At 60.6% G+C, this 25,963-nt stretch carries 24 protein-coding genes; 15 read left to right on the plus strand and 9 right to left on the minus strand.

Annotation, left to right across the window (positions count from 1 at the left end; all coding sequences use genetic code 11):
* Window positions 1-10 precede the first annotated feature (10 nt).
* The 8 genes from HCG46_RS04350 to HCG46_RS04385 all read right to left on the minus strand — a co-directional run bounded on the left by HCG46_RS04350 (window position 11) and on the right by HCG46_RS04385 (window position 9,795).
* Window positions 11-1,846 carry a carbamoyltransferase gene (locus HCG46_RS04350; protein WP_230057592.1) on the minus strand — a complete coding sequence of 612 codons (1,836 nt, stop codon included), beginning with the start codon at window positions 1,844-1,846 and terminating at the stop codon, window positions 11-13.
* 4 nt (window positions 1,847-1,850) lie between these two features.
* Window positions 1,851-2,000, minus strand: a complete 150-nt coding sequence (locus tag HCG46_RS04355; protein WP_022998046.1) for a DUF5989 family protein — start codon at window positions 1,998-2,000, stop codon at window positions 1,851-1,853.
* Between the two features lie 47 nt (window positions 2,001-2,047).
* Entirely contained in the window at window positions 2,048-2,452 is a 405-nt protein-coding gene (locus tag HCG46_RS04360) for an SxtJ family membrane protein (RefSeq protein WP_031268239.1), read from the minus strand.
* Window positions 2,453-2,679: 227 nt separating this feature from the next.
* Window positions 2,680-2,853 (minus strand): hypothetical protein, encoded by a 174-nt coding sequence (locus tag HCG46_RS04365; RefSeq protein ID WP_168684820.1) that lies wholly within the window; start codon window positions 2,851-2,853, stop codon window positions 2,680-2,682.
* 114 nt (window positions 2,854-2,967) lie between these two features.
* On the minus strand, window positions 2,968-3,972 hold the full coding sequence (locus HCG46_RS04370) for an aldo/keto reductase (protein ID WP_168684822.1): 1,005 nt from the start codon (window positions 3,970-3,972) through the stop codon (window positions 2,968-2,970).
* 134 nt (window positions 3,973-4,106) lie between these two features.
* A complete protein-coding gene (locus tag HCG46_RS04375) occupies window positions 4,107-7,286 on the minus strand; it encodes an efflux RND transporter permease subunit (protein WP_168684824.1) in 3,180 nt (1,059 codons plus the stop codon).
* Window positions 7,287-7,342: 56 nt separating this feature from the next.
* A complete protein-coding gene (locus HCG46_RS04380; protein WP_022998051.1) occupies window positions 7,343-8,854 on the minus strand; it encodes an HlyD family efflux transporter periplasmic adaptor subunit in 1,512 nt (503 codons plus the stop codon).
* Between the two features lie 269 nt (window positions 8,855-9,123).
* Window positions 9,124-9,795, minus strand: coding sequence for an outer membrane protein (locus HCG46_RS04385; RefSeq protein ID WP_022998052.1), 672 nt, complete (start codon window positions 9,793-9,795; stop codon window positions 9,124-9,126).
* 370 nt (window positions 9,796-10,165) lie between these two features.
* Here HCG46_RS04385 and HCG46_RS04390 point away from each other — a divergent pair, with 370 nt between their 5' ends.
* The 7 genes from HCG46_RS04390 (at window position 10,166) to mscL (ending at window position 19,096) form a co-directional block, all read left to right on the plus strand.
* The gene (locus tag HCG46_RS04390; RefSeq protein ID WP_022998053.1) at window positions 10,166-11,179 is read left to right on the plus strand and encodes a calcium/sodium antiporter; all 1,014 of its coding nucleotides are present in this window, start codon (window positions 10,166-10,168) and stop codon (window positions 11,177-11,179) included.
* Window positions 11,180-11,268: 89 nt separating this feature from the next.
* Window positions 11,269-13,248 (plus strand): excinuclease ABC subunit UvrC, encoded by a 1,980-nt coding sequence (uvrC, locus tag HCG46_RS04395; protein WP_168684826.1) that lies wholly within the window; start codon window positions 11,269-11,271, stop codon window positions 13,246-13,248.
* Window positions 13,249-13,308: 60 nt separating this feature from the next.
* Window positions 13,309-14,865 carry a sulfotransferase gene (locus HCG46_RS04400; protein ID WP_168684828.1) on the plus strand — a complete coding sequence of 519 codons (1,557 nt, stop codon included), beginning with the start codon at window positions 13,309-13,311 and terminating at the stop codon, window positions 14,863-14,865.
* Window positions 14,866-15,005: 140 nt separating this feature from the next.
* Window positions 15,006-16,565, plus strand: a complete 1,560-nt coding sequence (locus tag HCG46_RS04405; protein WP_168684830.1) for a tetratricopeptide repeat-containing sulfotransferase family protein — start codon at window positions 15,006-15,008, stop codon at window positions 16,563-16,565.
* An 82-nt stretch (window positions 16,566-16,647) separates the two neighbouring features.
* Window positions 16,648-17,751, plus strand: a complete 1,104-nt coding sequence (locus HCG46_RS04410; RefSeq protein WP_168684832.1) for an endonuclease/exonuclease/phosphatase family protein — start codon at window positions 16,648-16,650, stop codon at window positions 17,749-17,751.
* A gap of 129 nt (window positions 17,752-17,880) precedes the next feature.
* Window positions 17,881-18,459, plus strand: coding sequence for a thymidine kinase (locus HCG46_RS04415; protein ID WP_022998058.1), 579 nt, complete (start codon window positions 17,881-17,883; stop codon window positions 18,457-18,459).
* A 193-nt stretch (window positions 18,460-18,652) separates the two neighbouring features.
* A complete protein-coding gene (mscL, locus tag HCG46_RS04420; RefSeq protein ID WP_031268245.1) occupies window positions 18,653-19,096 on the plus strand; it encodes a large conductance mechanosensitive channel protein MscL in 444 nt (147 codons plus the stop codon).
* 29 nt (window positions 19,097-19,125) lie between these two features.
* Here mscL and HCG46_RS04425 read toward each other — a convergent pair whose 3' ends face one another.
* Window positions 19,126-20,079: a helix-turn-helix domain-containing protein gene (locus HCG46_RS04425; RefSeq protein ID WP_156912442.1), complete on the minus strand. Its 954-nt coding sequence runs from the start codon at window positions 20,077-20,079 to the stop codon at window positions 19,126-19,128.
* A gap of 124 nt (window positions 20,080-20,203) precedes the next feature.
* Here HCG46_RS04425 and HCG46_RS04430 point away from each other — a divergent pair, with 124 nt between their 5' ends.
* From HCG46_RS04430 to HCG46_RS04465, 8 genes are all read left to right on the plus strand, one after another.
* Window positions 20,204-21,229 carry a carbon-nitrogen hydrolase family protein gene (locus HCG46_RS04430; RefSeq protein ID WP_055655853.1) on the plus strand — a complete coding sequence of 342 codons (1,026 nt, stop codon included), beginning with the start codon at window positions 20,204-20,206 and terminating at the stop codon, window positions 21,227-21,229.
* A 167-nt stretch (window positions 21,230-21,396) separates the two neighbouring features.
* On the plus strand, window positions 21,397-21,768 hold the full coding sequence (locus HCG46_RS04435; protein WP_168684834.1) for a winged helix-turn-helix domain-containing protein: 372 nt from the start codon (window positions 21,397-21,399) through the stop codon (window positions 21,766-21,768).
* Window positions 21,769-21,839: 71 nt separating this feature from the next.
* Window positions 21,840-22,631 (plus strand): molybdate ABC transporter substrate-binding protein, encoded by a 792-nt coding sequence (gene modA, locus HCG46_RS04440; RefSeq protein ID WP_168684837.1) that lies wholly within the window; start codon window positions 21,840-21,842, stop codon window positions 22,629-22,631.
* A 185-nt stretch (window positions 22,632-22,816) separates the two neighbouring features.
* Complete coding sequence (locus tag HCG46_RS04445; protein WP_022998064.1) at window positions 22,817-23,107, plus strand: HlyU family transcriptional regulator; 291 nt, start codon at window positions 22,817-22,819, stop codon at window positions 23,105-23,107.
* A gap of 102 nt (window positions 23,108-23,209) precedes the next feature.
* Window positions 23,210-23,782, plus strand: a complete 573-nt coding sequence (pgsA, locus tag HCG46_RS04450) for a CDP-diacylglycerol--glycerol-3-phosphate 3-phosphatidyltransferase (protein WP_022998065.1) — start codon at window positions 23,210-23,212, stop codon at window positions 23,780-23,782.
* A gap of 43 nt (window positions 23,783-23,825) precedes the next feature.
* A complete protein-coding gene (gene moaD, locus HCG46_RS04455; protein WP_022998066.1) occupies window positions 23,826-24,077 on the plus strand; it encodes a molybdopterin converting factor subunit 1 in 252 nt (83 codons plus the stop codon).
* Between the two features lie 3 nt (window positions 24,078-24,080).
* The gene (locus HCG46_RS04460; protein ID WP_152505786.1) at window positions 24,081-24,542 is read left to right on the plus strand and encodes a molybdenum cofactor biosynthesis protein MoaE; all 462 of its coding nucleotides are present in this window, start codon (window positions 24,081-24,083) and stop codon (window positions 24,540-24,542) included.
* Between the two features lie 196 nt (window positions 24,543-24,738).
* The gene (locus tag HCG46_RS04465) at window positions 24,739-25,962 is read left to right on the plus strand and encodes a multidrug effflux MFS transporter (protein ID WP_168685597.1); all 1,224 of its coding nucleotides are present in this window, start codon (window positions 24,739-24,741) and stop codon (window positions 25,960-25,962) included.
* The last annotated feature ends 1 nt before the right edge of the window (window position 25,963 follow it).

Here is a 25,963-nt window from a genome sequence, read left to right on the forward strand (position 1 = left end):
GCTCCTCCGGTCAGTCCAGTTCGTACATGTTTTCGTAATTCTCGTGCAGCGAGGCGTCCTGCGCCTCCTTCTCCAGCAGGCAATTGCCGGCGACCAGCATCTCGATCCCGGTGCCCATGAAGCAGCGGAAGGCGTCGGTCGGAGTGCAGACGATCGGTTCTCCGCGCACGTTGAACGAGGTATTGACCAGCAGCGGGCAGCCGGTCAGGTCGTGAAAGGCAGAGATCAGCGCGTGATATTTCGGGTTGGTGTCGCGATGCACGGTCTGCACTCGGGCCGAATAATCGACATGGGTCACGGCGGGGATGTCCGAGCGGCGGATGTTCAGCTTGTCGATGCCGAAAAGAGCCTGCTCCTCGGACGTCATCTGGCGCCGGATACGTTCGGCAACATCGGCGACCAGCAGCATGTAAGGGCTGTCCCCGTCCAGATCGAACCACTCGCTGACATGCTCGCGCAGGACAGAGGGCGCGAAAGGCCGGAAGCTCTCGCGGTATTTCACCTTGAGGTTCAGCAACTTCTGCATGGAGCCCGAGCGCGGGTCGCCAAGAATAGACCGGTTGCCAAGGGCGCGCGGCCCGAATTCCATCCGTCCCTGAAACCAGCCCACGGCCTTGCCATCCGCCAGCGCTTGTGCGCTACGGGCCAGGATCTCACCCTCGTCCAGCCGGGTAAAGCTGGCCCCCGCCGCTGTCAGATCCGCCGCGATCCGGTCGTCGTCGAAGGCTGGACCCAGATAGGCACCCCGCATGGCATCGCCGGGCGGCGTTTGTCGGGGCTGGCCCAGTTCCATATGCCACGCGGCCTGCGCCGCCCCGAGCGCGCCCCCGGCATCGCCCGCCGCCGGCTGCACCCAGATGTCGCGAAAAGCGCCGTCACGCAGGATCTTGCCATTGGCCACGCAGTTCAGCGCCACCCCGCCGGCAAGGCACAGCGAGGGAATACCGTATTCCTGCGCCAGCGCGCGGGTCATGCGCAGCAGGATCTCCTCGGTCACGGCCTGGACCGAGGCGGCGATATCCATGTGGAACTGTGTCAGCGGTTCCGTCTCGGGCTGGCGCACAGGGTGGCCGAACAGGTCCTCCATGGCCTTGCTGGTCATGGTCAGACCCGCTGCATAGTTGAAATAACGCTGATCCAGCCGGAACGAGCCGTCCGGCTTTACATCAACGATCCGATCCAGCATCAGGTCGCGAAATCGCGGTTGCCCATAGGGGGCCAGCCCCATCACCTTGTATTCGCCGGAATTCACCTTGAAGCCGGTGTAATAGGTGAAGGCGGAATAGAGCAGGCCCAGCGAATGCGGAAAATGCAGTTCGCGCTGAATTTCCAGATCCTTGCCGCGTCCGATCGCAACCGTGGTCGTCGCCCATTCCCCCACCCCGTCGATGGTCAGCACGACCGCCTCTTCGAAGGGTGACGAGTAGAAGGCACTGGCGGCATGGCTGATGTGATGTTCGGCGAACAGCAGCTTGTCCACGGAGAAACCCGGGTCGAAAAGGCTCAGTTCTCGCTTCAGCAGGTCCTTCAGGAACAGTTTCTCGCGCAGCCAGACCGGCATCGCCATCCGAAACGAATTGAAACCGCGCGGGGCATAGGCCAGATAGGACTCAAGCAAGCGCTCGAACTTCAGGAAGGGCTTGTCGTAGAACGCGACGTGATCGACGCTGGCAAGGTCCAGCCCGCCCTCGTCCAGCACATAGGCGATGGCATGGGCGGGAAAGCCCGCATCGTGCTTGCGCCGGGTAAAGCGCTCCTCCTGCGCGGCGGCCACGATCCGGCCATCGACCAGCAGTGCAGCGGCGCTGTCGTGATACAGCGCCGAGATCCCCAGGATCGCGGTCACTGGTCTAGAACAGCGCATAGATGAAGGGGGCGACCGCCGAGCCCTGGCTGAGCACGATCAGCGCTCCGAAAATCGCCAGTACAATGAAAACTGGCAAAAGCCAGAATTTCCGCCTATCACGCAGAAAACCCCACAATTCGGCGATCATCGACATAGAGGCAATTCCTTGCTTTGTCTGGGAACCGTGCCGGTATTTTTGTCCTAATATTGCAGTTTCATGGACTTCGGCTGGTCGGTTCTGGGAATCCAATAAGATTTTTCATTCGGATCCACTTTCCTTGAAAGCGGATCCTTCCCGCTGGCTCGCATCGCAAGACCGATGGGAATGAAGATTAAAAGAAAGACAACCGCCATCGCCACCGGCGCCATCACGGCACCAAGCAGCAGACCCAGTTTGAACCACAACCTGTTGGGTAGGCGCAGGCTCTGCGGCGCAAACATGGCAAGGGCTATAAAAACAGCCGCAAGGGATAGCAAAATCCAACGCGGCGCGGCGCCACCAGTGACCGGCCACAGCCCGATCAGCAAAAAGACCACGGCGAAGACCAGCCCGAAATTCCGTTCGGAGCCCATCCTGACCGAGGTATTGAACTGATGATCACTCATTTGGAACCACACAGGTAAACAACCTGTACTATATATATCAAAATCGACGGGGTTAGTCCCCAGTTAATATTCGCGTAAAAATTAAGCACATGATGTGGTTTTGCACAAATCGAAAGAGGGATCCACTGCGTAAACCGGGATTGATAACCTGGGAGGCATGAGCCATAGGGCGCAAGCGAAGTACAAAGCCGCGAACCGGGCTGCTTGCAAGGAGACCTTGAAGCAACCTAGGCCGGGGGCTTTGTGGGTTGTTCCTGAGAGCTGTGGATGTTGCCGCCGACCAGTTTCCTGTTCTGATTGTTGGGCATCAGATACCCCTTGATTGCAAGGTGCATAGACCGATCCAGCTCATCGAGCATTTCGGCAGGTTTCATGCCCTTGGCAACTGGATCAGGCCGCATGGCATGTCCTCGGCATGCTCCCGCAAACAGGCATGTGACATTGGCCGCACTCTGACCCTTCTGATCCAGTTAGGACTTTCACACCCGCCCCTTAGGCATGGGATGAAACGATGATCAGACCGGTTGCGGATTGCGTTCCGGGAATGCGCGTTGGTGCCAATACGGATAGGGAACGGGAGTGGTGCTGGCTTCGTCAAGCAAGCGCATATGTTCGGCATCCAGCTCCCAGCCGGTGGCCTCCATGTTGTTGCGCAACTGAGCTTCGCTGCTAACGCCGATGATGAGGCTTGCCACGGTCGGCCGCTGCAGAAGCCAGTTCAGTGCGACCTGGGCTTCGCTTTTGCCTGTGTCACGAGCCACCTCCCCCAACGCTGCAAGTACGCGCTCAAAAAGGGTTTCGTCGTAAAGAGGCGGTGCATAGTCGGGGGTTGCGTCCTTGTGCCGGCCTGCTGAAGCGTGCTTCCCGCCACCCTTCAGGCGCCCCCACCCAAGCGGGCTCCACACCAGCGCTGAAACGCCCTGGTCCAGGCCCAGTGGCATCAATTCGAATTCGTAATCGCGGCCGATGAGCGAATAATACACCTGGTGCGCCACCAGCGGCTGCCAACCGTTGTATCGTGCCGCAGCCTGAGACTTCATCAACTGCCAGCCGGCATAGTTCGAGACACCCAGGTGCCGAACCTTCCCCGCTTTCACCAGGTCATCCAGCACCTCCATGGTCTCTTCGACCGGTGTCATTGCGTCAAACGCATGGAGCTGGAACAGGTCAATATAGTCGGTGCGCAGACGGCTCAGCATTCCCTCGACAGCAGTCAGCAGGTGGCCGCGTGAACTGCCCACGTCATGTTCGCCCGCCCCGGTCCGCAGACCCGCCTTCGTGGAGATGATCACCTTGTCCCGGCGCCCGTTGATTGCCTGCCCGAGCACCATTTCGGCATTTCCGCCGGAATAGACGTCCGCGGTGTCGAACATGTTCAGCCCCTCGTCGAGACAGATGTCGACAAGACGCCGGGCTGCACCCGCATCATTGCCAGACCATGGCCCGGATGTGAAACTCGCCGTCCCCAAGCTGAGAACGGGCACAGACAGGGCACGATCGCCCAGCCAACGACGGTCCAATGCGTGTCTCCTTCCACGATTGATTGAACTGACCTTGATCAGATACTTTTCTGGTAAGACGTCGGGATTGGATCAGGTATTCCGATCCGGTTTCAGGCTTTGCTCCAGTCCATCACTGCACCCTCCCCCTGCGGTCACGCCTGTCCACCGGAAAGCGGCGTCCTGCCTCGAAGCTTGAGCAGGCGCCTGCCACTGGTGATCGCCTGACCGAAATCCTTCTGCACCGCCAGCAGAGCCGGCACCAGAAGGATGACAAGGAACAGCCCGACGCCCAGCCCGTAAGCCAGCGTGATGACTGTCGGCAGCAGGAACTGGGCCTGGCGACTGGTCTCGAACAGCAGCGGTGCCAGGCCGAACACTGTCGTTGCAGTCGTCAGCACGACCGCCCGCAACCGGTCGCAAACACCGTTGACCACTGCCTGCCGGAAGGGGTGGTCCCTGGCGTATTCGTCGATAGTGGTCACCAGCACGATGCTGTCGTTGATGATAATGCCCGCCATGCCGATGAAACCGACCACGGAGAACATCGACAGCGGAATGCCGTGCAGGTAGTGGCCCCAGATCATGCCGACGCAGCCAAAGGGAATGATGATCATGATCATCAGCGGCCGGGTCCAGGATTCGAAGATCCAGCACAGCACCAGGTAGATACCGGCCAGACACATGGCAAAGCCGATCAGTGCATCGGAGAGGAACGAGCGTTCCTGCTCCGCCAGCCCGCTCATCTCGCTTTCGACGTCATAGTCGGCGGCAAGCTGTGGCAGAAGCTCGTTCTGCAGCATGTCGGTCACTCGGGCAGCGGCTGCCGGATTGTCCTCCGATACATCCCCGAAGACCCGAAGCGTGCGCAGCCCGTCGCTGCGGCGGACCGAGGCAAAGCCGTAGGTGCTGTCGATACTGACAATCTCGCTCAGGGAAACATAAGTGCCGGCATCGGTACGCACCCGCGTTGAATAGAGAAACGCGGCATCCGTTTCCTCATCCGGCAACAGCACTTTCACCGTTGCCGTTCGCCTGCCGATCGGAAACTCGGCAACCTCGATGCCCTCCAGCCTGTTGCGCAGAATGCGGGCGATTTCCTCCGTGGTGAAGCCAAGGGCTTCGCCGCGCGGTGTCAGCGTCAGGTTCAGCTCCGGCTTGTCATAGGCCAGCGTATCCTCCAGCGCGCTGACGCCTTCCATAGGCGCCAGAGACTGCTTCAGGCTTTCGGCAGCGGCTTTCAGGTTTTCCGTGGAGTTGCCGTAGAGCTTGATGTCGATCGCGTCGCCCCCCGGGCCTGAGCGCTCGCCGCGCAGGGCCAGCGTTTCCAGAAGCGGCGGATTTATGATCTCCTCGCGCCAGTCGCCGATGAACTGAAAGGCCGAATAGGGCCGAAGGTCGGGGTCGAGCAGTTCTATGGAAATGCCGCCAAGCTGGTCGGCGTCCTTGGTATCTGCCCCCATAAGGCCGCGCCCTGCCGTAGCGCCAACGGTGGAGAGCGCAAAGACCACCGGTTCGGCGCCGTATTGCTCGCTGTATCGCTGGTTGACCACGTCAAGCGCGCGTTCCATCTCCGCAATCATCGCCTTGGTGTCATCGCGTTTTGCCCCGGGCATCATGGCAATGCTGGCGGAAACCACTGCCTGTTCCGGCGCATTGAAGAACCGCCAGCGAACCGACTTGTCGAAAACCAAGGTGAGCGACAGCGCCAGGACCATCAGCGCAAAGCCGATGGCCGGATACCGCACGGCGAGAACCCAGCCGACGAACCGGCGAAACAGCTTTTCCCGGAACCAGACGAAGCCCCGGTTGAACAGGCGGTTGGGCAGGTCGAACCAGTGTTTCTTCTTGCTGGCCTTCAGCGCGTGGTTCATGTGGGCCGGCAGGATGAGGAAGGATTCCACCAGGCTGGCAATCAGCACCACCGACACCGTAAAGGGAATATCGGCGACAAGACTGCCGAAACGCCCACCGATGGCAACCAGTCCGACAAAGGCAATCAACGTGGTGATGGAGGCGCAGAAGACCGGTGCCGTCATGCGCCTTGCCGCAAGGCTGGCGGCTTCCGCTGGCGAATAGCCGCGCCTGTGCAGGAAGTCGGCATGCTCGCCGACCACGATGGCGTCATCCACGACGATGCCGAGACAGATGATCAGCGCGAAAACGGAGATCATGTTCAGCGTGATCCCGAAGACATACATCAGGCCGATCGTGGCGGCCATCGCCACCGGAATTCCGGCAGCCACCCAGAAGGCCGTTCTGGCTGAAAGAAACAGGAACAGGAACAACAGCACCAGGGCCAGCCCGAAGATGCCGTTTTCGACCAGGATGTCCAGCCGGTCGATGATCGCCTGCGAGCGGGTGTTGGTCAGCTGAACGACAACACCTTCTGGAAGGGTGTGCTGGAAGTCCGCCGTGATCCGCTCCACGGCCCGCTGGATCTCGATTGTGTCTCCCTGGGCACTGCGGCTGACCCTCAGAACCACCGCCGGCATGCCCTTGTGATAATAGGCCCGGCCGCTTTCCACCCCTTCGGTGACAATGTCGGCAACGGACCGCAGCTCAAGCTTTTCCCCTTGCGAGGGCGCTTTCAGAACGATCTCTCCCAGCTCCTGCTCGCTGCGTCGGGTCTGGCCGGTACGCAGCCGGGCGGAACTGCCGGCGACATCGCCCGCGGGCGTCGTTTCCATCTCCGCCGAAACAACGTCAGCGATTTCGGCAAGCGTCAGACCATGCCGCACCAGCATGTTCTCGCCGACATTCACCCGGATGATCGGGTCTTCCAGTCCTCGAATGGTGACCCGCGTGACGCCCTGGCGGAAAAAGACGGTCTGGAGATCTTCGGCAAAGCGGGCAAGCTGGTCGATATCGACCGGCCCATACATGACGACATCTGTCACCCGGTCGGAATAGACGCTGCGGGTGACCACCGGTTCGTCGATGCCTTCGGGAAGACTGGAGCGGGCCTGATCGACGGCGGCCTTCACCTCGTCGGTTGCCTGGCCCATGTCCCAGCCGTCCTCGAACTCCAGTTCGATGCTGGCCCGGCCCTCGCGCGCAACGGATGTGGCTTCGTCGACACCGTTGATGGCAAGCAGTTGCGGCCCCAGGATTTCGACAACGGCCCGGTCGAGATCCTCGGGCCCCGCGCCCGACCAATTGACGACGACGTCCACTTCCTCGCGGACAAAATCGGGAAAGAACTGCGTCCGGATCTGCGTCGACGCCGCGAACCCGCTGATCAGCATCATGGCCAGTAGCAGGTTCGCCGCTGTGCGGTGCCGGACCATGTAGTCCAGCAGCGAGGCAAATTGCGATCCGCCAGGAGAACGCATGTGGGGACACTCCAATCAGAATATCAGGTCGGATGTGACGGGGTTTGCAGCGGTGTTCAGCCGCTGTTACCGCCGCCATGCTCCAGCCGTTCGATCAGCTCTTTCGGCACCATCGGCTTGTTCAGAAGGGCAAGCAGCCTGGCCTTTCGGTTTTCCGGCATGTCGGACCTGTTCAACTGATCGATCAGCGCCGCGCGTCGTTCAGGTTCCAGCGCCACCAGGTCGCCGGAGAGACGCGCTTCGCCCGCTTCCAGCGCCTGCGCCGTCGCTGGTTCGTCAGGTTGCGGGTCATCCTGCCCCCCGGTGTTGCGCCGGGGAGTAACCTTCAGACCGGTGCCAAGCTGCGGCAAGCGCTCACGCACGTAATCAGCGCCAAAGGGGACATTGGCCACGATGACTTCATTGCCCATCCGGCGCAGGATCGTCGCCTTGATTTCCTCGATCCGATCCCCTTCGCCAACGATCAGCATGCGGCCGTCTTCCGTTAGCGCCGCCGAAGGCACCTTCGCGACACGGGTCAGCTCCGGTTCAAGCACATTCACCTTCACGAAGTCGCCCGGCCGCAGCACCGTACCCGGCTCCAGATCCAGCGTCGCAAACAGCGTCCGCCCCGCTTCGCCTTCAGAGACCACGGCCGCGGCCCTGTCAATGGTACCTGGAACTTCGATCGACCGGCCTCCCAGCTGCAGGACTGCTGTGACGGGTGCCTTCACCAGACTTCCGCTGGTATCCAGCAGCCGGGAAAATTCGTCGGTCGATAGCGAGAAACGAACTTCCAGCGCCGCCGGATCGATCAACAGGGCCAGCGTCTCCGAAGAGCTGACGCGGCGCCCCAGCGTGGCGTTGACCTCAGACAAATAACCGGTGAAGGGGGCCGTCAGAGTGACTTCCTCCAGGGTACGCCTGGCATCGTCCAGAGCGAGCCGGGCTCGCTTGACCGTCAGGTCCATCCGCTCGATGCGCTTGCGTGCAGTGATGACCGATTGCAGGCGATTGCTGAGCGATTGTTCAAGGGAGGCGACGGCCAGTTCTTCGGTCTCGACCTGTACGGCCGTGGAATACCCCTTGTCCCTCAGCTGCTGCTGACGCTCCAGCGCCTGCTTGCGCAAGTCCAGCTGGCGCCGGGCTGCTTCCAGTTCCTGCTCGGCACCGACAATGGCTTCCGCGGCTTCCGCCTTCTGGGCCTCGGCATCGGCAAGGGCCGCTTCCGCGTCCAGCACCTGGAATTCCGCATTGGCCGGATCGATCCTCAGCAGCAGTTCGCCCTTTGCGACGGCGGCACCGTCGCGAAACTTGGAGGCAACCTCGACAAGCCTGCCTTCCGAGCTGGCCCTGAGTTCCAGCGTCCGCCAGCTTTCCACCTGGCCGTAGGCAGTCGTGACAGGCGCGACCGTTTGCGATGTCAGCTCGGCGACATTGACCGAATAGCTGCGTTCGCGGGCAGGACGTCGCTGCGCGGTCTCTTCTGCCGTCATGGCAGTATACAGACGGTAGCCGCCAAAACCGGCAAACCCGATCATGATCGCCATCAATGCCAGACCGACAAGTCCGCGCATCAGAAACCGCATTCGCCTCTCCACCTGAAGGGCCGGGCTAGCGGGTTGTAAGGAAGTCACCCGCGCACCGGCACTTAACGTCAGGTTCCTTAAGTAACATGGTACTGGGGCGAAATTCTGAAAAGCTTGTAACGACTTGTATCGTCTTGTATATGCCGGCCGCCTGTTCGCCCGTCAGCCGCTTCTCTTTGCCGCAGCCGGCCGAAGCGACCCGGAAAGCAGACAAGAAAAAACCCGGCACCTTGCGGTACCGGGTTTTCCGTATCGGCCGGGAGGCTGGCTTAGAACTTGTAGCCAATACCCATGCGAACCTGCGAATTGTTGAAATCCGAGCTCACGCCGGTTCCGTTCAGGTTGAAATCCTGTTCGCCGAAATCCTGGTAGACGTATTCCAGCTTGGCGCTGATGTTGTTGGTGATGGCTGCTTCGCCACCTGCGCCAAGGGTCCAGCCCAGGGCGGTCTTGCTGTCCGTGTCGCCGTTGCCGGAAACTTCCAGGTCGGCAATCGCCAGACCGCCGGCACCATAGACCATGTAACGGTCGAAGGCGTAACCGACACGGCCACGGAAGTTGGAGTTCCAGTCAGACTTGGACCGCAGGGTCAGGCCACCGTTGGACTTGGACTTTTCCAGGTCGGTCAGGCTGAAGTCCGCTTCCGCGCCGACCACTATGTTCGGCGTCACCTGGAAATTGTAACCGGTGTAAAGACCGCCGGCGATGCCGTTCGCATCCACTCCAAGCCCGGTGTTGTTGCCGGCCTTGTTGTCGAACTGGCCGAAAGCCCATCCGAGATTGCCACCGATATAAAGGCCGGTCCAATCGATGCTCTGTTGCGGAGCCGGAACCGCCTCATAGGCCGGTGCCGGCGACTGCGGCAAATCCGCAGCCAGGACAGGCGCCGATGCGACCGTCGCGGCTGTCAGGGCCATGCCAGCAAGTGCAAGACGTTTCATTTGAGTACTCCAGATCCACTTTATCCATTAGTGCGTTGGCCGGAAATTGCCGGCCAGTTGCGAGTTGGACGGGTATAAAGCCGCGTCCTCACTCTCCCCCAATGACAAGATATGGAGATCGTTTGTGGCGGATCAGGATTGAGAATGGGGAGTTTTGATGACAAATGGAGGCAACATTCTGACAGGATGAAAGACCCGTAAAGACAATTGCAATTTGCATTCAGGAACCCCATTTGGCCGGTAGAAAGATCCTTGTCCGCGGCTTTCCCCTCACCGATCTATTGCGTATAAGGCGCCAAGTTGAACTTTGGCGCTGCCACATTGAAGCCGCCTTCGAAGATTGAAACTGACCCGAACCGGAAATTCGTAAATGCTCTTTGACTACATCAGCCTCGCAGGCGGACTTGTTGTTCTGATTATCGCAGGCGATGTCTTGGTCAGGGGTTCGGTCGGTATTGCGCAGCGTCTGGGCATTCCCAATCTGGTCATCGGGTTGACCATCGTCGCCTTCGGCACCTCTGCTCCCGAACTGGTCATTTCCCTGAAAGCAGCGCTGGAAGGCGCCGGCGGCATCGCCATCGGCAATGTGGTCGGTTCCAACATCGCCAACGTGCTTCTGGTTCTGGGCATGCCCGCGCTGATTGCGGCAACCCCGTGTGGTGAAACCGGCGCAACGCGCAACGCCCTGTTCATGGTCGCAGTCACCATTGTTTTCATGGCGCTCTGTTTCTTCACGCCCATCGGCCTGACCGCCGGCCTCATTCTTCTGGCACTGCTCGGTGTCTTCCTTGCAGCCTCCACCATGATGGCGCAGAAGCACAGGAAAGAGCAGAAAGCCATCGCCGCAGCATCCGCGGGCGCCGCCGCTGCCGATATCCCGATGGAAGACGATGATGGCCTGGACGAGGTTGAGGATGTTCCCGATTCCGTCTGGATCGCGCTTGCCTATATTCTTCTCGGCCTGGTCGGCCTTCCGCTCGGTGCGCATTTCACCATCAGCGGAGCAACGTCGATCGCAACCTCCTGGGGCGTCAGCGAAGCCGTCATCGGCCTGACCGTCATCGCCCTCGGCACCTCCCTGCCGGAACTTGCCACAACGGTCATGGCCGCCATTCGCCAGCATGGTGCCGTCGCCATTGGCAACGTCATTGGCTCCAACGTCTTCAATCTGCTCGCCATCATCGGCATCACCGCCGTCATCGTGCCGATCGACGTGCCGCAGGAAGTCCTCAAGCTGGATATCTGGGTGATGCTGGCCTGTGCGATCCTGCTGACAATCCTGGCTGGAATGCGCATCTGTCTCGGCCGTATATCCGGCGCTGTCATGACGGCGGCCTATTGCGCCTATATCGCCACTGTCTATGTGCTGGGTCACACCTCCTGAAGACACTTTTGGCCGCCAGTTGGCAGCAGAGCACCGCTTCGCCGCACCCGCCTCTTTCCCTATTGCCTTGCGCGGCTTAAATGTCTGGCATGCAGGACGATACTGATTCTGAAAAAAGCGCCGTATCCGCGCCGGAGACCGACAATGCCCCCGCCCGCAAGGGTGTCGAGGTCATTGCCGACGAGGTCAAGCGCCTGCCCAACGGGCCGGGCGTCTACCGGATGCTGGACGAAAACGGCGAGGTTCTCTACGTCGGCAAGGCCCGCAGTCTCAAGAAACGGGTCACCAGCTACACGCGCCTGCAGGGCCAGTCCAACCGGATCATGCGCATGATCCTAGCGACGGCGTCGATGGAATTCGTCGTCACCCAGACAGAGCCGGAAGCCTTGCTTCTGGAAGCCAACCTGATCAAGCGCCTGCGGCCACGGTTCAACGTGCTGCTGCGCGACGACAAGTCCTTTCCCTATATCCTGGTGACCGGCGATCATGAATCCCCCGCGATCGTCAAGCATCGCGGTGCCCGCAAGCGCAAGGGCGAGTACTTCGGCCCCTTTGCCTCGGCAGGCGCGGTCGACCGCACCATCAATGCGCTCCAGAAAGCCTTCCTGATCCGGACCTGCTCGGACAGCTATTACGAAAACCGCTCCCGCCCCTGCCTGCAGTATCAGATCAAGCGCTGTGCAGGCCCCTGCACCGGGGAAATCGACCCGGCGGATTACGCCGGCCTGGTGTCGGAGGCTAAGGCCTTCCTTTCCGGCCGCAGCCAGTTGATCAAGACTCAGCTTGCAAAGCAGATGGAAGCCGCGTCCGCCGATCTGGAATTCGAGCGCGCCGCCATCTACCGCGACCGCCTGTCGGCATTGTCGCACATTCAGGCGCATCAGGGCATCAATCCGCAGTCGGTCGAGGAAGCCGACGTTTTCGCCATCCACCAGGAAGGCGGCCAGACCTGCGTGCAGGTGTTCTTTTTCCGTACCGGACAGAACTGGGGTAACCGGGCCTACTTCCCCAAGGCCGACAAGTCCTTCGAGGAAGCCGATATTCTGGAAAGCTTCCTGGCGCAGTTCTATGACGACAAACCCGCTCCACGTCAGATCCTGCTCTCCCACGAATTGAGCGAACAGGACCTTCTCGCGCAGGCGCTCTCCGAACGCACAGGCCGAAAAGTCGACGTCGCCTGCCCCAAACGCGGGGAAAAGAAGGAACTGGTCGACCACGCACTGACAAATGCACGCGAAGCGCTCGGCCGCAGACTTGCGGAAACCTCCAGCCAGGCCCGTTTGCTGAAAGGCGTCGCGGAAGCTTTCGACCTGCCCCAATCACCGCGCCGGATCGAGGTCTACGACAACTCCCACATCATGGGCACCAATGCGGTGGGCGGCATGATCGTTGCCGGCCTGGAAGGCTTCGCCAAGGGCCAGTACCGCAAGTTCAACATCAAGTCGGAAGATCTCGTCCCCGGCGACGACTACGGCATGATGCGCGAAGTGCTGACGCGGCGCTTCTCCCGTTTGTTGAAGGAACACGCCCGCGAAGACAGCAAGCCGGAGGCGGTCGACCCAGCCCTCCAGGATACCGATGAGGGCGAACTGGAAACGGCGCCTGCCGATACCGGCGTACCGGCCTGGCCGGAACTGGTGCTCATCGACGGCGGCCAGGGCCAGCTGACCGCGGCCCGCGAGACTCTGGAAAGCCTCGGCATCACCGATGTCCCGCTCGTCGGCATCGCCAAGGGACCGGACCGGGATGCCGGACGGGAGAAATTCTTCATCCCCGGCCGGCAGTCCTTCATGCTGCCCGAGCGCGACCCCGTCCTCTATTTCGTCCAGCGCCTGCGCGACGAAGCGCACCGCTTTGCCATCGGTAGCCACCGGGCCCGCCGCAAGAAGGACATCACCAGGAACCCGCTGGATGAGATCGCGGGTGTTGGTCCGACGCGGAAGAAGGCCCTGCTGCGCCACTTCGGCACGGCCAAGGCCGTCTCCAAGGCAGGGGTCGACGACCTGGCCGCCGTGCCCGGCATTTCCGAGGCAATTGCCAAACTGGTCTATGACCATTTTCATGAATAGGACGTCCGGCCGGCGGCTCCTCCCGGCCAATGATTTTGCCAAAGCCAAGGAATTCTGAGAGTGTCAAACCCGTTGGAAGCCGCGCTTCGGTGCATCGACGCAAAGGATTACGGCATGGCGCTGGAGATCCTGACCGATCTCAATGCAGCCAATCCGCGCGATCCGCAGGTCAATCACTGGCTTGGTGTCATCTATCTGACCCACGGTCACGCATCCCGGGCAATCGAACATCTACAAGCTGCCGCGAAGGTCGCGAAGAAGGAAGCCGTCATCTTCGCTACACTTGCGGATGCCCTCACCCTCGACAACCGTTTCGAGGAGGCCCTGCCATATGCGCGCAAGGCAGTCGCCCTCGACGCCAAGTCCGAATTCGCCCACCGCACCCTGGGCGAGATCTACGCAAGGCTGCGGCGGCCCGTCATGGCCGAACATGCCTTTCAAAACGCGCTTGCCATCAACGAGGCTTCGGCGATCGCGCATCTGGCGCTCTCGCGGCTGAAAGTCTCGCTCGGCAAGATGGACGAGGCCGAAACCCATTTCCGGCGCGCACTGGAACTGGCTCCCGAGGAACCCTCGGTTCTCATCAGTGCAAGGGACCTCTCCGACCTTTCACTGAAGAAAGAGGCGCTGGAAAAGATCGAGACCCTGCTGAACGATGCGGACCGGCCGATGGCGAAAGTCGAGCGGGCAAGGCTTGCCTTCACAGCCGGCAAGATCTGCGACGACACCGGCGACACGCCCAAGGCCTTTCACTATCTCGGGCAGCATCGAAACGACCTTTACGGCCACTATGATGCCGACCGGCAGGAACGCCATGTCGAAACCTGCCGGGAAGTCTTCTCGAAACAGTTTTTCGATGACCGCAAGGATTATGCCCTCACCAGCGACAGGCCCGTCTTTGTCTTCGGCATGCCGCGATCAGGCACCTCGCTGGTCGAGGCCATCCTGTCCGCTCATCCCAAGGCGACCGCCGCAGGTGAATTGAGTTTCTTTGACGAACAGATTGATGGCCTGACGAAAGGCCACACCGGTGACAACGCCTTCTTCGACGCCGCCCTGGCCCTCGACCGCAAGAGCGCCCAGCGCATCGGCCGCAAGTACCTGACCCTGCTCGACGGTTTCAGCAAGAAAAGTGCCCGCGTGATCGACAAGATGCCGCAGAATTTCGAGCACCTCTGGCTGATCGCCCTCCTGTTCCCAAATGCACGTTTCTGCCATGTCAGCCGCAACCCGGCCGATACCTGCGTCTCCATCTACATGACGCCCCTGCCCGGCAAGCACGGTTACTGTGAAAGCCAGCAATCGCTCGCCCATTATTATGGCCAGTACAGAAAGCTGATGGCGCACTGGAGCACAGTGCTACCGGTTGAGATCCGCAATCAGTCCTACGAGACCCTTGTCAGCGATCCGGATACGGAGCGCCCCGCACTGATTAGTCACGCCGGGTTGGCATGGGACGATGCCTGCCGCCATCACGAAAGCAATGAGGCGCAGGTCTTCACCTTCTCCATGGCCCAGGTCAGGCAACCCATTCATACTGGGGCCGTGAACCGTTTCGAAAAGTACCGGGATCACATTGGCCCGCTACTCGAAGGACTTGCAGGGATCGAAACCTGACACCGGAGGGTTGCATCTTCAGGCCGGTTTATCACAAGCTGTAGCGACAAACCGGCACCCGGCGCGTCTTCCGCGCCTCTTTTGGAAACGGGTGTGTTCGCGAGACCAGCCGCTTGTGCGGTGCAGACCACCGGACAAAGATGCACCCAGATCCGACCGAACAAGCTTTCGCTCTTCTTCAAGCAGGACAATTCGTCCGCGCTCAGACGCTTCTGGAGGCATTGCTCCAGAACGATCCGCGCAATGCCCGCGCACGGTATGGCCTGGGCATCGCCTGCCTTTCCTTCGGCCGGACCGCGCAGGCGATCCCGCATCTGGAAGAGGCCGCAAAAGGCGCGAAAAAGGAAGCAGTGGTTCACACCACACTCGCAAGCGCGCTCAACATCGAGAGGCGCAGCGAAGACGCACTGCCTCATGCGCGAAAGGGGGCGTCACTCGCCCCGAGGTCTGAATACGCGCAACGCGTCCTCGGTGAAGTCTACGCCGATCTCCGGCGCTCCGGACTTGCCCGGCAGGCCTTCGAGCAGGCTCTGAAGGCCGATCCGCAGTCGCCACGTGCTCATCTGGGCCTCTTCGAACTGGAAATGACGCTCGGCAATCGGGAGATTGCTGAAAACCATATTCGCATCGCTTTCACAGAGGCCCCTTCCGATCCCGCAATCCTGACCGCGGCTGCCGAAGCTCAGGACGAAACTCTCAAGGCGAGTGTCCTTGACGGAATTGAACGGCATCTTGCGAACCTGCCACAAGGCGCCGCAACCGCCGAAGTCACCCGTCTTGCGTTTGCCGCAGGCAAGATCTGCGACGCCGCAGGCGACACCGGCAAGGCATTTTCCTTTTTCGACGGATACCGGACGGGCCTTTACCCCGCCCACGACCCGGGCGTCCAGAAAGCCTTCGTGGAAACCTGCAAGGGCGTCTTTGACCGGGAGTTTTTCGAACAGCGGAAAGACTGGGCGCTTTCAAGTGACAGGCCGGTTTTCGTTTTCGGCATGCCTCGCTCCGGCACGACCCTGGTCGAGCGGATCATCGGCCGGCACCCCGCAGCACGGGCCGCGGGGGAGCTTCAATTCATCCCCGATCGGATTCATGGTTTGGCGTCCGGCCGGACACACGGCCCGCAACTCTTTGAGACTGCCCGTCAGATGACACGGCAGGACGCTCAGCGCATCGGCCGCCGCTATCTCTCCCATCTGGAGGATATCGACAAGAGAGCGCACCGTGTAATCGACAAGATGCCTCACAATTACGAAAACCTCTGGCTTCTCGCCCTTCTTTTTCCCAACGCCAGTTTCGTGCATGTGACGCGGAGCGCGGAAGACACCTGTCTTTCGATCTACATGACGCCGCTACCGCCGCATCATTCCTACAATGAGAGCCAGGCTTCACTCGGCCGCTATTTCAATCTCTACCGTGATCTGATGGCCCACTGGTCAGAGGTTCTGCCGGTTGCCTTGAGGCATCAGTCCTATGAAAGCCTTGTCAGCGACAATGAGACGGAAAGTCGGGCCCTGCTCGCCCATACCGGCCTGGACTGGGACGATGATTGTCTGAAGCCCCCTGATGAGACCACCCAGATCTTCACCTTTAGCCGCGAGCAGGCACGCCGACCTGTCTATGGCTCGTCCGTCGGGCGCTGGAAGGCTTATCAAGCGCATATTCAGCCGCTGCTGGCAGCGCTCGAAGCAAAGGCGAACTGACTTTGCGGCAAAACAGGTCGCACCTTCCGCGCAGTCCGTGCTAAGCACAGCCGCCTTCTCATGAAATCGGACCCAGGCTGCCATGTTTCGAAAGCCCCAGGCTAAACCGCGTTCCCTGATCCATAGCGTATTATCCCTGATCGGCTGGTGCGGCAGCCTTGGTGCCATTGCAGTCAGTGTGCTCGGCCTGCTTGCCTTTCTGGCGCCGGACGTCTGGCTTGCGGACAACATGAGCTTCTTCCTGAGACAGTTTCTGGCCGCAGGCCTGGCAGGGTGTCTTGGCGGCGCGGCCGGTTTCCTCGTTCGCCACAGGCTTCGTCTGATCTACCGGTTGACCTGGTTCGTGGCCGTGATCGCCTTTCTCAGCCTGGCCGGGTTCACCGGAGCTCGCACGCTTGCCAACACCAAGCCCCTTGGTCCCGCGGCGCCGGGAGACCGTCCGCTCAAGATCGTCTCCATCAATCTTGAACACCTGTTTCTGGGGGACAAGGTGTTGCAAGCCTTTCTGGAAAAGGAGCAGCCTGATGTCGTGGTGTTTCAGGAAGTGCTGTGGTGGCTTCAGGAACGCCGCTGGCAACGCTTGGGGTTGCCGACCGGCGGTGCCGGCGAGAACGGATTTCCCGAATACCTGAAGGTCGGAGACCTGGGGGGCCTGGCGGTCTATTCCCGCTTTCCGCTGACGTCGGAAGAAACCCGTGTCATCTCTGGCGATGTCCCTCCCGGAGCCAATGTCTATTACGATGGCGACAGGGAACTGCTGTCGCTCTCCGTCGACACCGGCTCGGCGCCGCTGCATCTCCTGGTCATTCATCCGGACAGCCCACGTTCGAAGATCCGCTGGGAGAACAAGCGCCGCTATTTCGACGAGGCCGATAACGTCATCGATACCTTGAAGGCCGACAACGGCAGCAACATTCTGGCGATCGGCGACTGGAACAGTTCACCCTGGTCTGCCCGGTTCCAGCAGACACTGACACGAAACGGGCTGAAGACGGCCTATCCGGACGGATGGCCGCAGACGACGCGCTTCTTCTTCGACTACAGCCTGCACTGGATCCTCGGTGCGCCTGTCGACCAGTTCGCCGTCTCCAGGGATATCCAGATCGTCAACGTTTCCCTTGGCCCCGATATCGGTTCCGATCATTTGCCGCTGATCGTGGAGATCGCCCAGACGCCGAGCAACTGACTTCGGCGACCTGCGCCCGGCACCTGAAAATTGAGTCATTGGCTGTGACTTCAACCGGAAAGTGTTTGAGGCTTCGGATGGTTTCCTGAAAACTGCCCGCAACTTCAAGACCGATTCCCAAAGTTCCGCATGGCCAAGCTCTATTTCAACTACTCCTCGATGAACGCCGGCAAGTCGACTGTGCTGTTGCAGGCCGCCTATAACTACGAGGAGCGCGGGATGAACACGCTGCTCCTGATCGCCGCCTTCGACGACCGGGGCGGCAAGGGCCGGATCGCATCGCGTATCGGGTTGGGAGCGGATGCCGATGTCTTCAACTCGGCTGACAACGTCTTTGATCACATACTGCGCGCCGACGAAGCGAAAAAGGTCGACGCGGTCTTCGTCGATGAAGCCCAGTTTCTGACGGAAGACCAGGTCTGGCAGCTCGCCCGGGTGGCCGATACGCTGCGCATTCCGGTGATGTGCTTCGGCCTCAGAACGGATTTCCAGGGAAAGCTCTTCCCCGGCAGCGCCGCCTTGCTGGCGCTTGCGGATAATCTGAAGGAAATCAAGACCATCTGCTGGTGCGGACGCAAGGCAACCATGGTTGCCCGGTTGGATGCGGACGGCAAGATCGTCGAGGAAGGCGACCAGGTCGTTATTGGTGGCAATGACAAGTATGTCTCGCTCTGCCGCCGTCACTGGAGCGAGCGGAAGCTGGGCTGATCGCCACTTTCCGTTCGGAACCTTGCAGAACCGCACCTCGGACTGGTTGCAGTGCCCTCACTTTGTGATGGACAAAGCCCCCCAGAGCAGGATTATCAGTTTTTCTGACAAGAAGCCCCGCCGCAGCCCAATTCGTTGAAGGTGCTACCGCGCGCACTCTGGTCAGCGATCCGAAGACTTTTGGGGTATGCATATGATCAAGGAATTTCGCGACTTTATCGCCAAGGGCAACGTCATGGACCTTGCCGTCGGCATCATCATCGGCGCAGCATTCACCGCCATCGTCACCAGCCTGGTCAATGACCTGATCAACCCGATTATCGGGCTCATCATCGGCGGCATCGACTTCACCTCCATGTATGTCGTTCTGTCCGGGGAGGTTCCTGCCGGCACCGGTCTTGCCGCCGCTCGTGAGAGCGGGGCCGCCGTTTTCGCCTATGGCGCCTTTCTGACGTCCTGCATCAACTTCATGATCATCGCGTTTGTCGTCTTCATGCTTGTGAAGTCGGTCAACCGGATCAAGTCCATGGCTGAAAAGCCGGACGACGTCGAGCCTGAGGTCAAGACTGGCCCGTCGGAAATCGACGTCCTGATCGAAATCCGCGACGAGCTTAAGTCAGCGAAGGCCTCTGCCTGATTTCACCGTCGCGGGACGCTTTACCGCGATTACTCTTCCTCGCCCCGGTACTGCCGGGGCGAACGGCCAAAAGCCTTGCGAAACAGTGTCGAGAAATGCTGCAGATTGTTGTACCCGCAGCGCATCGCGATTTCACTGATCGACATCGCTGCAAACCTCGGGTCATGCAGCGCCGCTGCAACGACCTCCAGCCGTTTCTGCCGGATTTCGCCTGCGATCGAAGACCCTTCGCACTGGAAGATCGCGTTGAGACGCCGTACCGACAGTCCGGTGGCCGACGCCACCTGGTTCCGGTCCAACTCCGGATCGTGAATGCGGCGCGCAATGCAGCTGCGTGCCCTGAGCAGGATCTGACGATCGAACGAGGAAAGCGCCAGCTCGCTCTTGCGGCTGCCCGCCAGCCCGGTCGCCACAAGGTCCAGAAGTGTTTCCTGAAGTGTTGAGGCAAACACCGGAGAACCGCTGTTCAGGTGAGCTGAAAACGCCAGGATGCTCTCCCGCACAAGACGGCCGATGTCGCTTTGCCCGTCGATCCAGGTTCCGCCGAGCGTCTCGGCAAATGGCAGTCGGGAGAGCAGACTTGCCTTCGAAAACTGCAGGACCGTTTGCGAGAAGGGTTCAGTCAGATCCAGACAATAGGGCTGGGTGCTGTCATAGACCACCATGTCGCCGGGACGCAGCACCGATGTTTTTCCGAATTGGGTCAGACGCGAGGAGTTTGCGGTCTGCAGGCTGACGAGGAAATCGGCTTCCGACGCCGACCGGATGTCGCTGGGACGCCGCACCACCCTGTGGGCTGTCCCGGACACTCTGGAAACGGACAGGGCTGAATGGCGCTCGATATCCAGACTGCCGACGAAACCGGGGCCCTCGCCTGCTTCACAGCCCAGCTGGACATAGGAGTCACAGACTGCTTCCCGCCAATAGGCGAAGCGATCGCGCGGGGCGATGTCCACTGTGCTGTATGAGGCCTGGCCGCTCATATCCGTTTCCGTGTTCGACTGGTCGATTTTCGGCAGTCTGCCCAAAAACGCAAGTTTTTTGGCTCAGGGGCAAAAGTAATCTCTTCGTCACTCCGGCAGGCTGGGAGGCCTAGGAGGACATCACATGACCAAGCAATTCAAAGTCGCAGCCGTCCAGGCTGCCCCCTGTTTTCTCGATCTTGATGCCGGCATCGATAAGGCCGTCCGCCTGATCGAGGAAGCTGCATCAGCCGGAGCCAGACTGGTCGCCTTCAGCGAAACCTGGCTGCCCGGTTATCCAAACTACATCTGGCTCGGCCCCGTCGCCTGGCAGATGCAGTTTGCCGGACGCTATTTCGAAAATTCCATCGTCGCCGGATCGGACCATGAAAAGCGCCTGGCCGACGCCTGCCGGAAAAACAACATCCAGCTTTCCATGGGCTGCTCGGAACGTGACGGCGGCTCGCTTTATATAGCCCAATGGCATTTCGACGAGACCGGCACGGTCGTGAACCGGCGGCGCAAGCTGAAACCCACCCACGTGGAACGCACGGTCTATGGCGAAGGCGACGGCTCTGATCTTGCCGTGGTCGAAACCTCCCTCGGCCGCATCGGCCAGCTGGCCTGCTGGGAACACCTGCAACCGCTGTCGAAATACGCCATGTATGCCCAGAACGAGCAGATCCATTGCGCCGCCTGGCCCAATCTCCACCTCTACAAGGGCACGGCCTACGCCCTTGGCCACGAAGTCAACAACGCGGCGTCGATGATCTACGCGGTTGAAGGCGGTTGTTTCGTGCTTGCACCCTGCTCGCTGGTCACCAGGGACATCCAGGACGAGCTCTGCCAGGGCGATCCGGAAAAGGAAGCACTATGCCCGCTCGGCGGCGGCTATACCCGCATTTACGCCCCGGACGGACAGGAAATCGGCACTCAGATCGCTCAGGACGAAGAAGGCCTCGTCTTTGCGGACATCGACCTCGGCATGATCGCCTTCGCCAAGGCAGCTGCCGATCCGGCGGGTCATTATGCCAAGCGGGACGCCACCAGACTGTTGCTCAACCGGAAGAAACAGCGCCCCGTTGTCGCCTTCGACGATGCCCCCGGTTGGGAAGATGCAAGCGAGCTTGCCACAGTGCGGCAGAGCCCAATGGAAGAGGCTGCCGAGTAGACCAAACAAGCCGGTGCGCGGTACCTGCGCACCGGTCCGGAATTACCCGGGTCTACCGTACGCTGAGCCAATCCGTCGGCGACCACCTCGCCGGCACACTTGGACAAACCCGCGGAACCGAAATTTGCGCCTTGTCCAGGCGTGGCCGGCAAGGTCAATATCGGCGCATGAGAGACGAAGACAGCAGTCCCCGGTTCCGCATCCGCCTCGTGTTCGGCCCGGACGAAATGATGGGCCCCGGCAAGGCCGAGTTGCTGGAACGCATTCAGCGCACCGGATCGATAGCGGCCGCGGGCCGTGAGATGGGCATGAGCTACAAGCGGGCCTGGCAACTAGTGGAAACACTCAATGCCATGTTCCGCTCTCCCCTCGTGGAACGCAGCCGCGGCGGCGCAAAAGGCGGTGGGGCGCAGATTACCGAGACCGGCCTCGCCGTTCTCGAGGAGTATCGCGCGATTGAACTGAAGGCGCGTGCCGCCGGAGACCCGCACATCGAAAAACTGAAAACCCTGCTGAGCGATATTCCCAGCGGAATATAACGCTTGCCTTTTGGCAGCTTCGCCTGCGATATTCCCGAAGAAACATATCGCAATTTTGAGGAACCAGCTGCATGTCCAATTCCAGTGTCTTCGCCTGCTTGCGCTCTCTGGCTGGTGCGGCCTTTCTTGCAGGCCTTGCGGCTCAGCCAACCACTGCGGCAGCAGAGGAAGTCACCGTTTTTGCCGCAGCAAGCCTGGCGGACGCCCTGGAAGAGATCGAACAGCGTTTCGAAGCAGCCACCGGACACGATCTGGTGATATCACTTGCGGGCTCTTCGGCGCTGGCGCGGCAGATCCAGCAGGGAGCACCGGCGGACATCTTCATCTCGGCGAATCCGGACTGGATGGATGTTCTGGAAAAGGACGGGCTGCTGGAGGCTGGCACCCGGTTCGACCTGTTGAACAATTCCCTCGTCCTGATTGCACATGGCCGTGAAGCAAAGCCGCTCGATATTTCGGCGGATCTGAACCTCCCCGAAATCCTGGGCGACAACCGTCTTGCGATGGCTTTGGTCGACGCGGTTCCCGCAGGCATTTACGGCAAGGCAGCCCTGCAAAGCCTCGGGCTGTGGGACGAGGCGGAACCACGTGTAGCGCAGTCGGACAATGTTCGTTCCGCGCTCGCCCTGGTGGCAACGGGTGAAGCGCCCTACGGCATTGTCTATGCCACGGACGCCGTGGCAGAGGACAATGTGACTGTCGTTGGAACCTTTCCGGCAGAAAGCCATCCGCCGATTGTGTATCCGGTGGCGGATCTGGCCAATCGGGACACACCCGCGGAAGAAGAGTTTCTAGCTTATCTCCAGGGCCCCGACGCGCGCGAAGCCTTCGAACGTCAGGGTTTCTTCGTGCTCGATCGCTAGGTCTTCAAGCCGGTCAACGCAGGAACCTCAAATCGCCGAACAGGTGAGCAGGCCGGACGAAACGCCTCTGCACCATCACCTTGCGCTGAAGAATGCAAATTCCCGCAAGCTTCTCCGGCCTCTCCCCTTGAAGCCCTTCCCCGCCCCTCGTAAAAGGGGGCAAATGAAACGGATTGAGGCCTCAGATGCTCGGCAAGATGTTCAAATCCCTTTTCGGCTCTTCCGGAGACGGCAACAAAGGCGCCTCGAAGGCAACGACGGTGGACTATGACGGTTACCTGATCGTCGCTCAGCCCCAGCTGTCGAACGGCCAATGGCAGGTCAGCGGCCGGATTGAGAAGCAGGTTGGCGAGACAACCAAGGTGCATACCTTCATTCGTGCAGACACGCTGCCGGACGAGGAAGCTGCGGCCAACGAGATGATCCGCAAGGCCAAATTGATGATTGACCAGGTCGGCGATAGCATATTCGATTGAGCAAGGACCGGATCTTCACCGGAAATGAATAGTCAGGGCGCTGCCGGGAACCCGTATTCCGGGCCGAAAGCGCCGGGTTCAGCCCGAAATCCGAAAGCCGACATGAAACGAAATATTGTCCTGAGCCTGCCCAATCTCCTCACCTATGGGCGCATTTTGGCGGTTCCTGCAGTTGCGGTCTGTTTTTATTTCGAAGGCAACACAGCCCGCTGGGTTGCGCTTGCGCTGTTCGTTCTGGCAGCGATCACCGATTTCTTCGATGGCTACCTGGCGCGTGCCTGGCAACAGCAGTCCGCGCTCGGGCGCATGCTCGACCCGATTGCCGACAAGCTGCTGGTGTCCGTCAGCCTGCTGATGCTGGCCGGTGACGGAACCATCTACGGCTGGACCATGATCGCGGCAATCATCATCCTGTGCCGGGAAATCCTGGTCTCGGGACTGCGCGAATTTCTGGCCGAACTGCAGGTCAGCGTTCCCGTTACCAAGCTTGCCAAGTGGAAGACCACCGTCCAGTTGATCGCTGTCGCCTTTCTGCTTGCTGGCCCGGCGGGCGACACCGTGTTCGCCTATACGACGCAAACAGGCCTCGTGGCACTTTGGCTCGCCGCCCTGCTTACCCTATATACGGGTTACGATTATTTCCGGGCCGGCATCGGCCATCTGATAACGGAATAGGCGCCTTCATTCCGGCCCTGACCGCACACCACCTGGAGGTTTCATGAACATCCGCTATTTCGCCTGGGTCCGTGAACGGGTCGGCGTCGAAGAGGAAACCATCGAGGTTCCGGCATCGGTTGCGACAGTTGCTGATCTGATCTCGCATCTGAAGACACTCGACGACAATCACGCCGCCGCGTTCGAGGAAGAAGACGCCATTCGCGTCGCACTTGACCAGATGCATGTGGAAACCGACGCTGCGCTTGGCGATGCCCGGGAAGTTGCTTTCTTTCCGCCCATGACAGGCGGCTGAACGATGGCCACAACCCCGCTTGTCCGCGTCCAGGCAGAAGACTTCGACCTGCAGGCCGAAAGCCGTCGTCTTACAGAAGGACGCAAGGACGTCGGTGCGCTGGTGACCTTCACAGGTCTGTGCCGGGATGAAGCCGGAACCCTGGCGGCACTGGAACTGGAACACTATCCCGGCATGGCCGAAGCCGAATTGACCCGGATTGCCGGAGAAGCGGCAGAGCGCTGGCCGCTGACGGGCCTCACCGTGATCCACCGCTTCGGCAAGATCGCACCAGGGCATAACATCGTTCTGGTGATCGCAGCCTCTTCCCACCGCCGGGCCGCATTCGAGGCTGCCGACTTCCTGATGGACTACCTGAAGACCCGCGCCCCCTTCTGGAAGAAGGAACACCCTGCGGAAGGCGGCACCGGAGCCTGGGTGGAAGCGAAAACCGAAGACGACACGGACGCCGCACGCTGGACCTGAGCTGCACAAGCGAATAGTCTGCTATTGATTCAAGGCCGCTCTGCCGCTTCTTTCCCATTCTCAAGCTTTGCGGCTGCCCCGGCAGCCCACCCATTTGAATTGGTCCGACCCCGTGAAACACGACAGTGAACCCTCCGGCACAGCCGCCGCAACGCCGGCGGCAGAAAAGGGTGCTTCAGGCTCTTCTTCAGAAGTTCTGCGCGAGCCAGGCATTCCCTTTGCCGAGTTTGTCGCCATCATCGCCATGATCATGGCGCTGAATGCCATGGCCATCGACGTCATGCTGCCGGCCCTGCCCGCGATTGGCGATGCACTCAACATTGTTGAGGAGAACAACCGCCAGCTTGTGCTCCTGTCCTATCTGGTGGGTTTTGGCGGCGCGCAGCTCTTCTTCGGCCCGGTAACAGACGCACTGGGGCGGCGCGGCATCCTGGTCGGCGGCCTTGCGCTTTACAGCCTTGCCAGTATCGGTGCCATCTTCGCGATGGATCTCGACACGCTTTTGCTCGCGCGCGTCCTTCAGGGCATCGGCTGTGCGGCAGCCCGCGTCACGGCGCTTTCCGTCGTGCGCGATTGCTACACCGGCAGGCGCATGGGCAAGGTCATGTCACTGGTGATGATGGTCTTCATGGCCGTTCCCGTGGTCGCGCCGTCCATCGGCCAGGCAGTTCTCCTGATTGCCGGCTGGCACTGGATCTTCGCGCTTCTGCTCATTTACGGCGTCGCGATGATGATCTGGTCCGCCCTCAGGATGCCGGAAACCCTGGCGGTCGAAAACCGCCGCCCGATGGAAGTCTCCACCATCGTCAGTGCCTACATGACGGCTCTGACCACCCGCGTGAGCCTTGGATACACCGTCGGCACCGCATTCATTTTCGGCGGCCTGTTCTCGTTCCTGGCCATGTCGCAGCAGATCTTTGTCGACATTTTCGGCCTTGGGACGCTGTTCCCGATCGTCTTCGCTGCCATTGCCATCACCATGGCCGGTGCGTCCTTCACCAACGCGCAGCTGGTGGAAGCCATCGGCATGCGGCGGCTCTCCCATGGGGCCGCGGTCGTCTACACCGCGCTCGGATTTGTCGTGTGGATTCTGGCGTTTCTAGGTTTGGAGAACTTCTGGGCGTTCATGATACTGGCAACGCTGATCATGACCAGCTTCGGCTTCCTGGGCGCAAATTTCAATGCCATGGCCATGGAACCGCTCGGCGCCATCGCCGGAACCGCTTCCTCCGTCATCGGCACCATTTCGACGCTTGGCGGCGCGATCCTGGGGTACATCATGGGGCAGCTTTTCGATGGCACGACCCAGCCCCTTGGCCTCGCCTACACAGTCTATGGACTTTGCGCCATCGGCTGCATTCTCTACGCCGAGCGTGGCCGCATGTTCCACGCCATGCACGACAAGCAGTCCCAGGACTGAG

The sequence above is a fragment of the Labrenzia sp. PO1 genome (genome assembly GCF_012273635.1).
Classification (GTDB): domain Bacteria; phylum Pseudomonadota; class Alphaproteobacteria; order Rhizobiales; family Stappiaceae; genus Roseibium; species Roseibium algicola.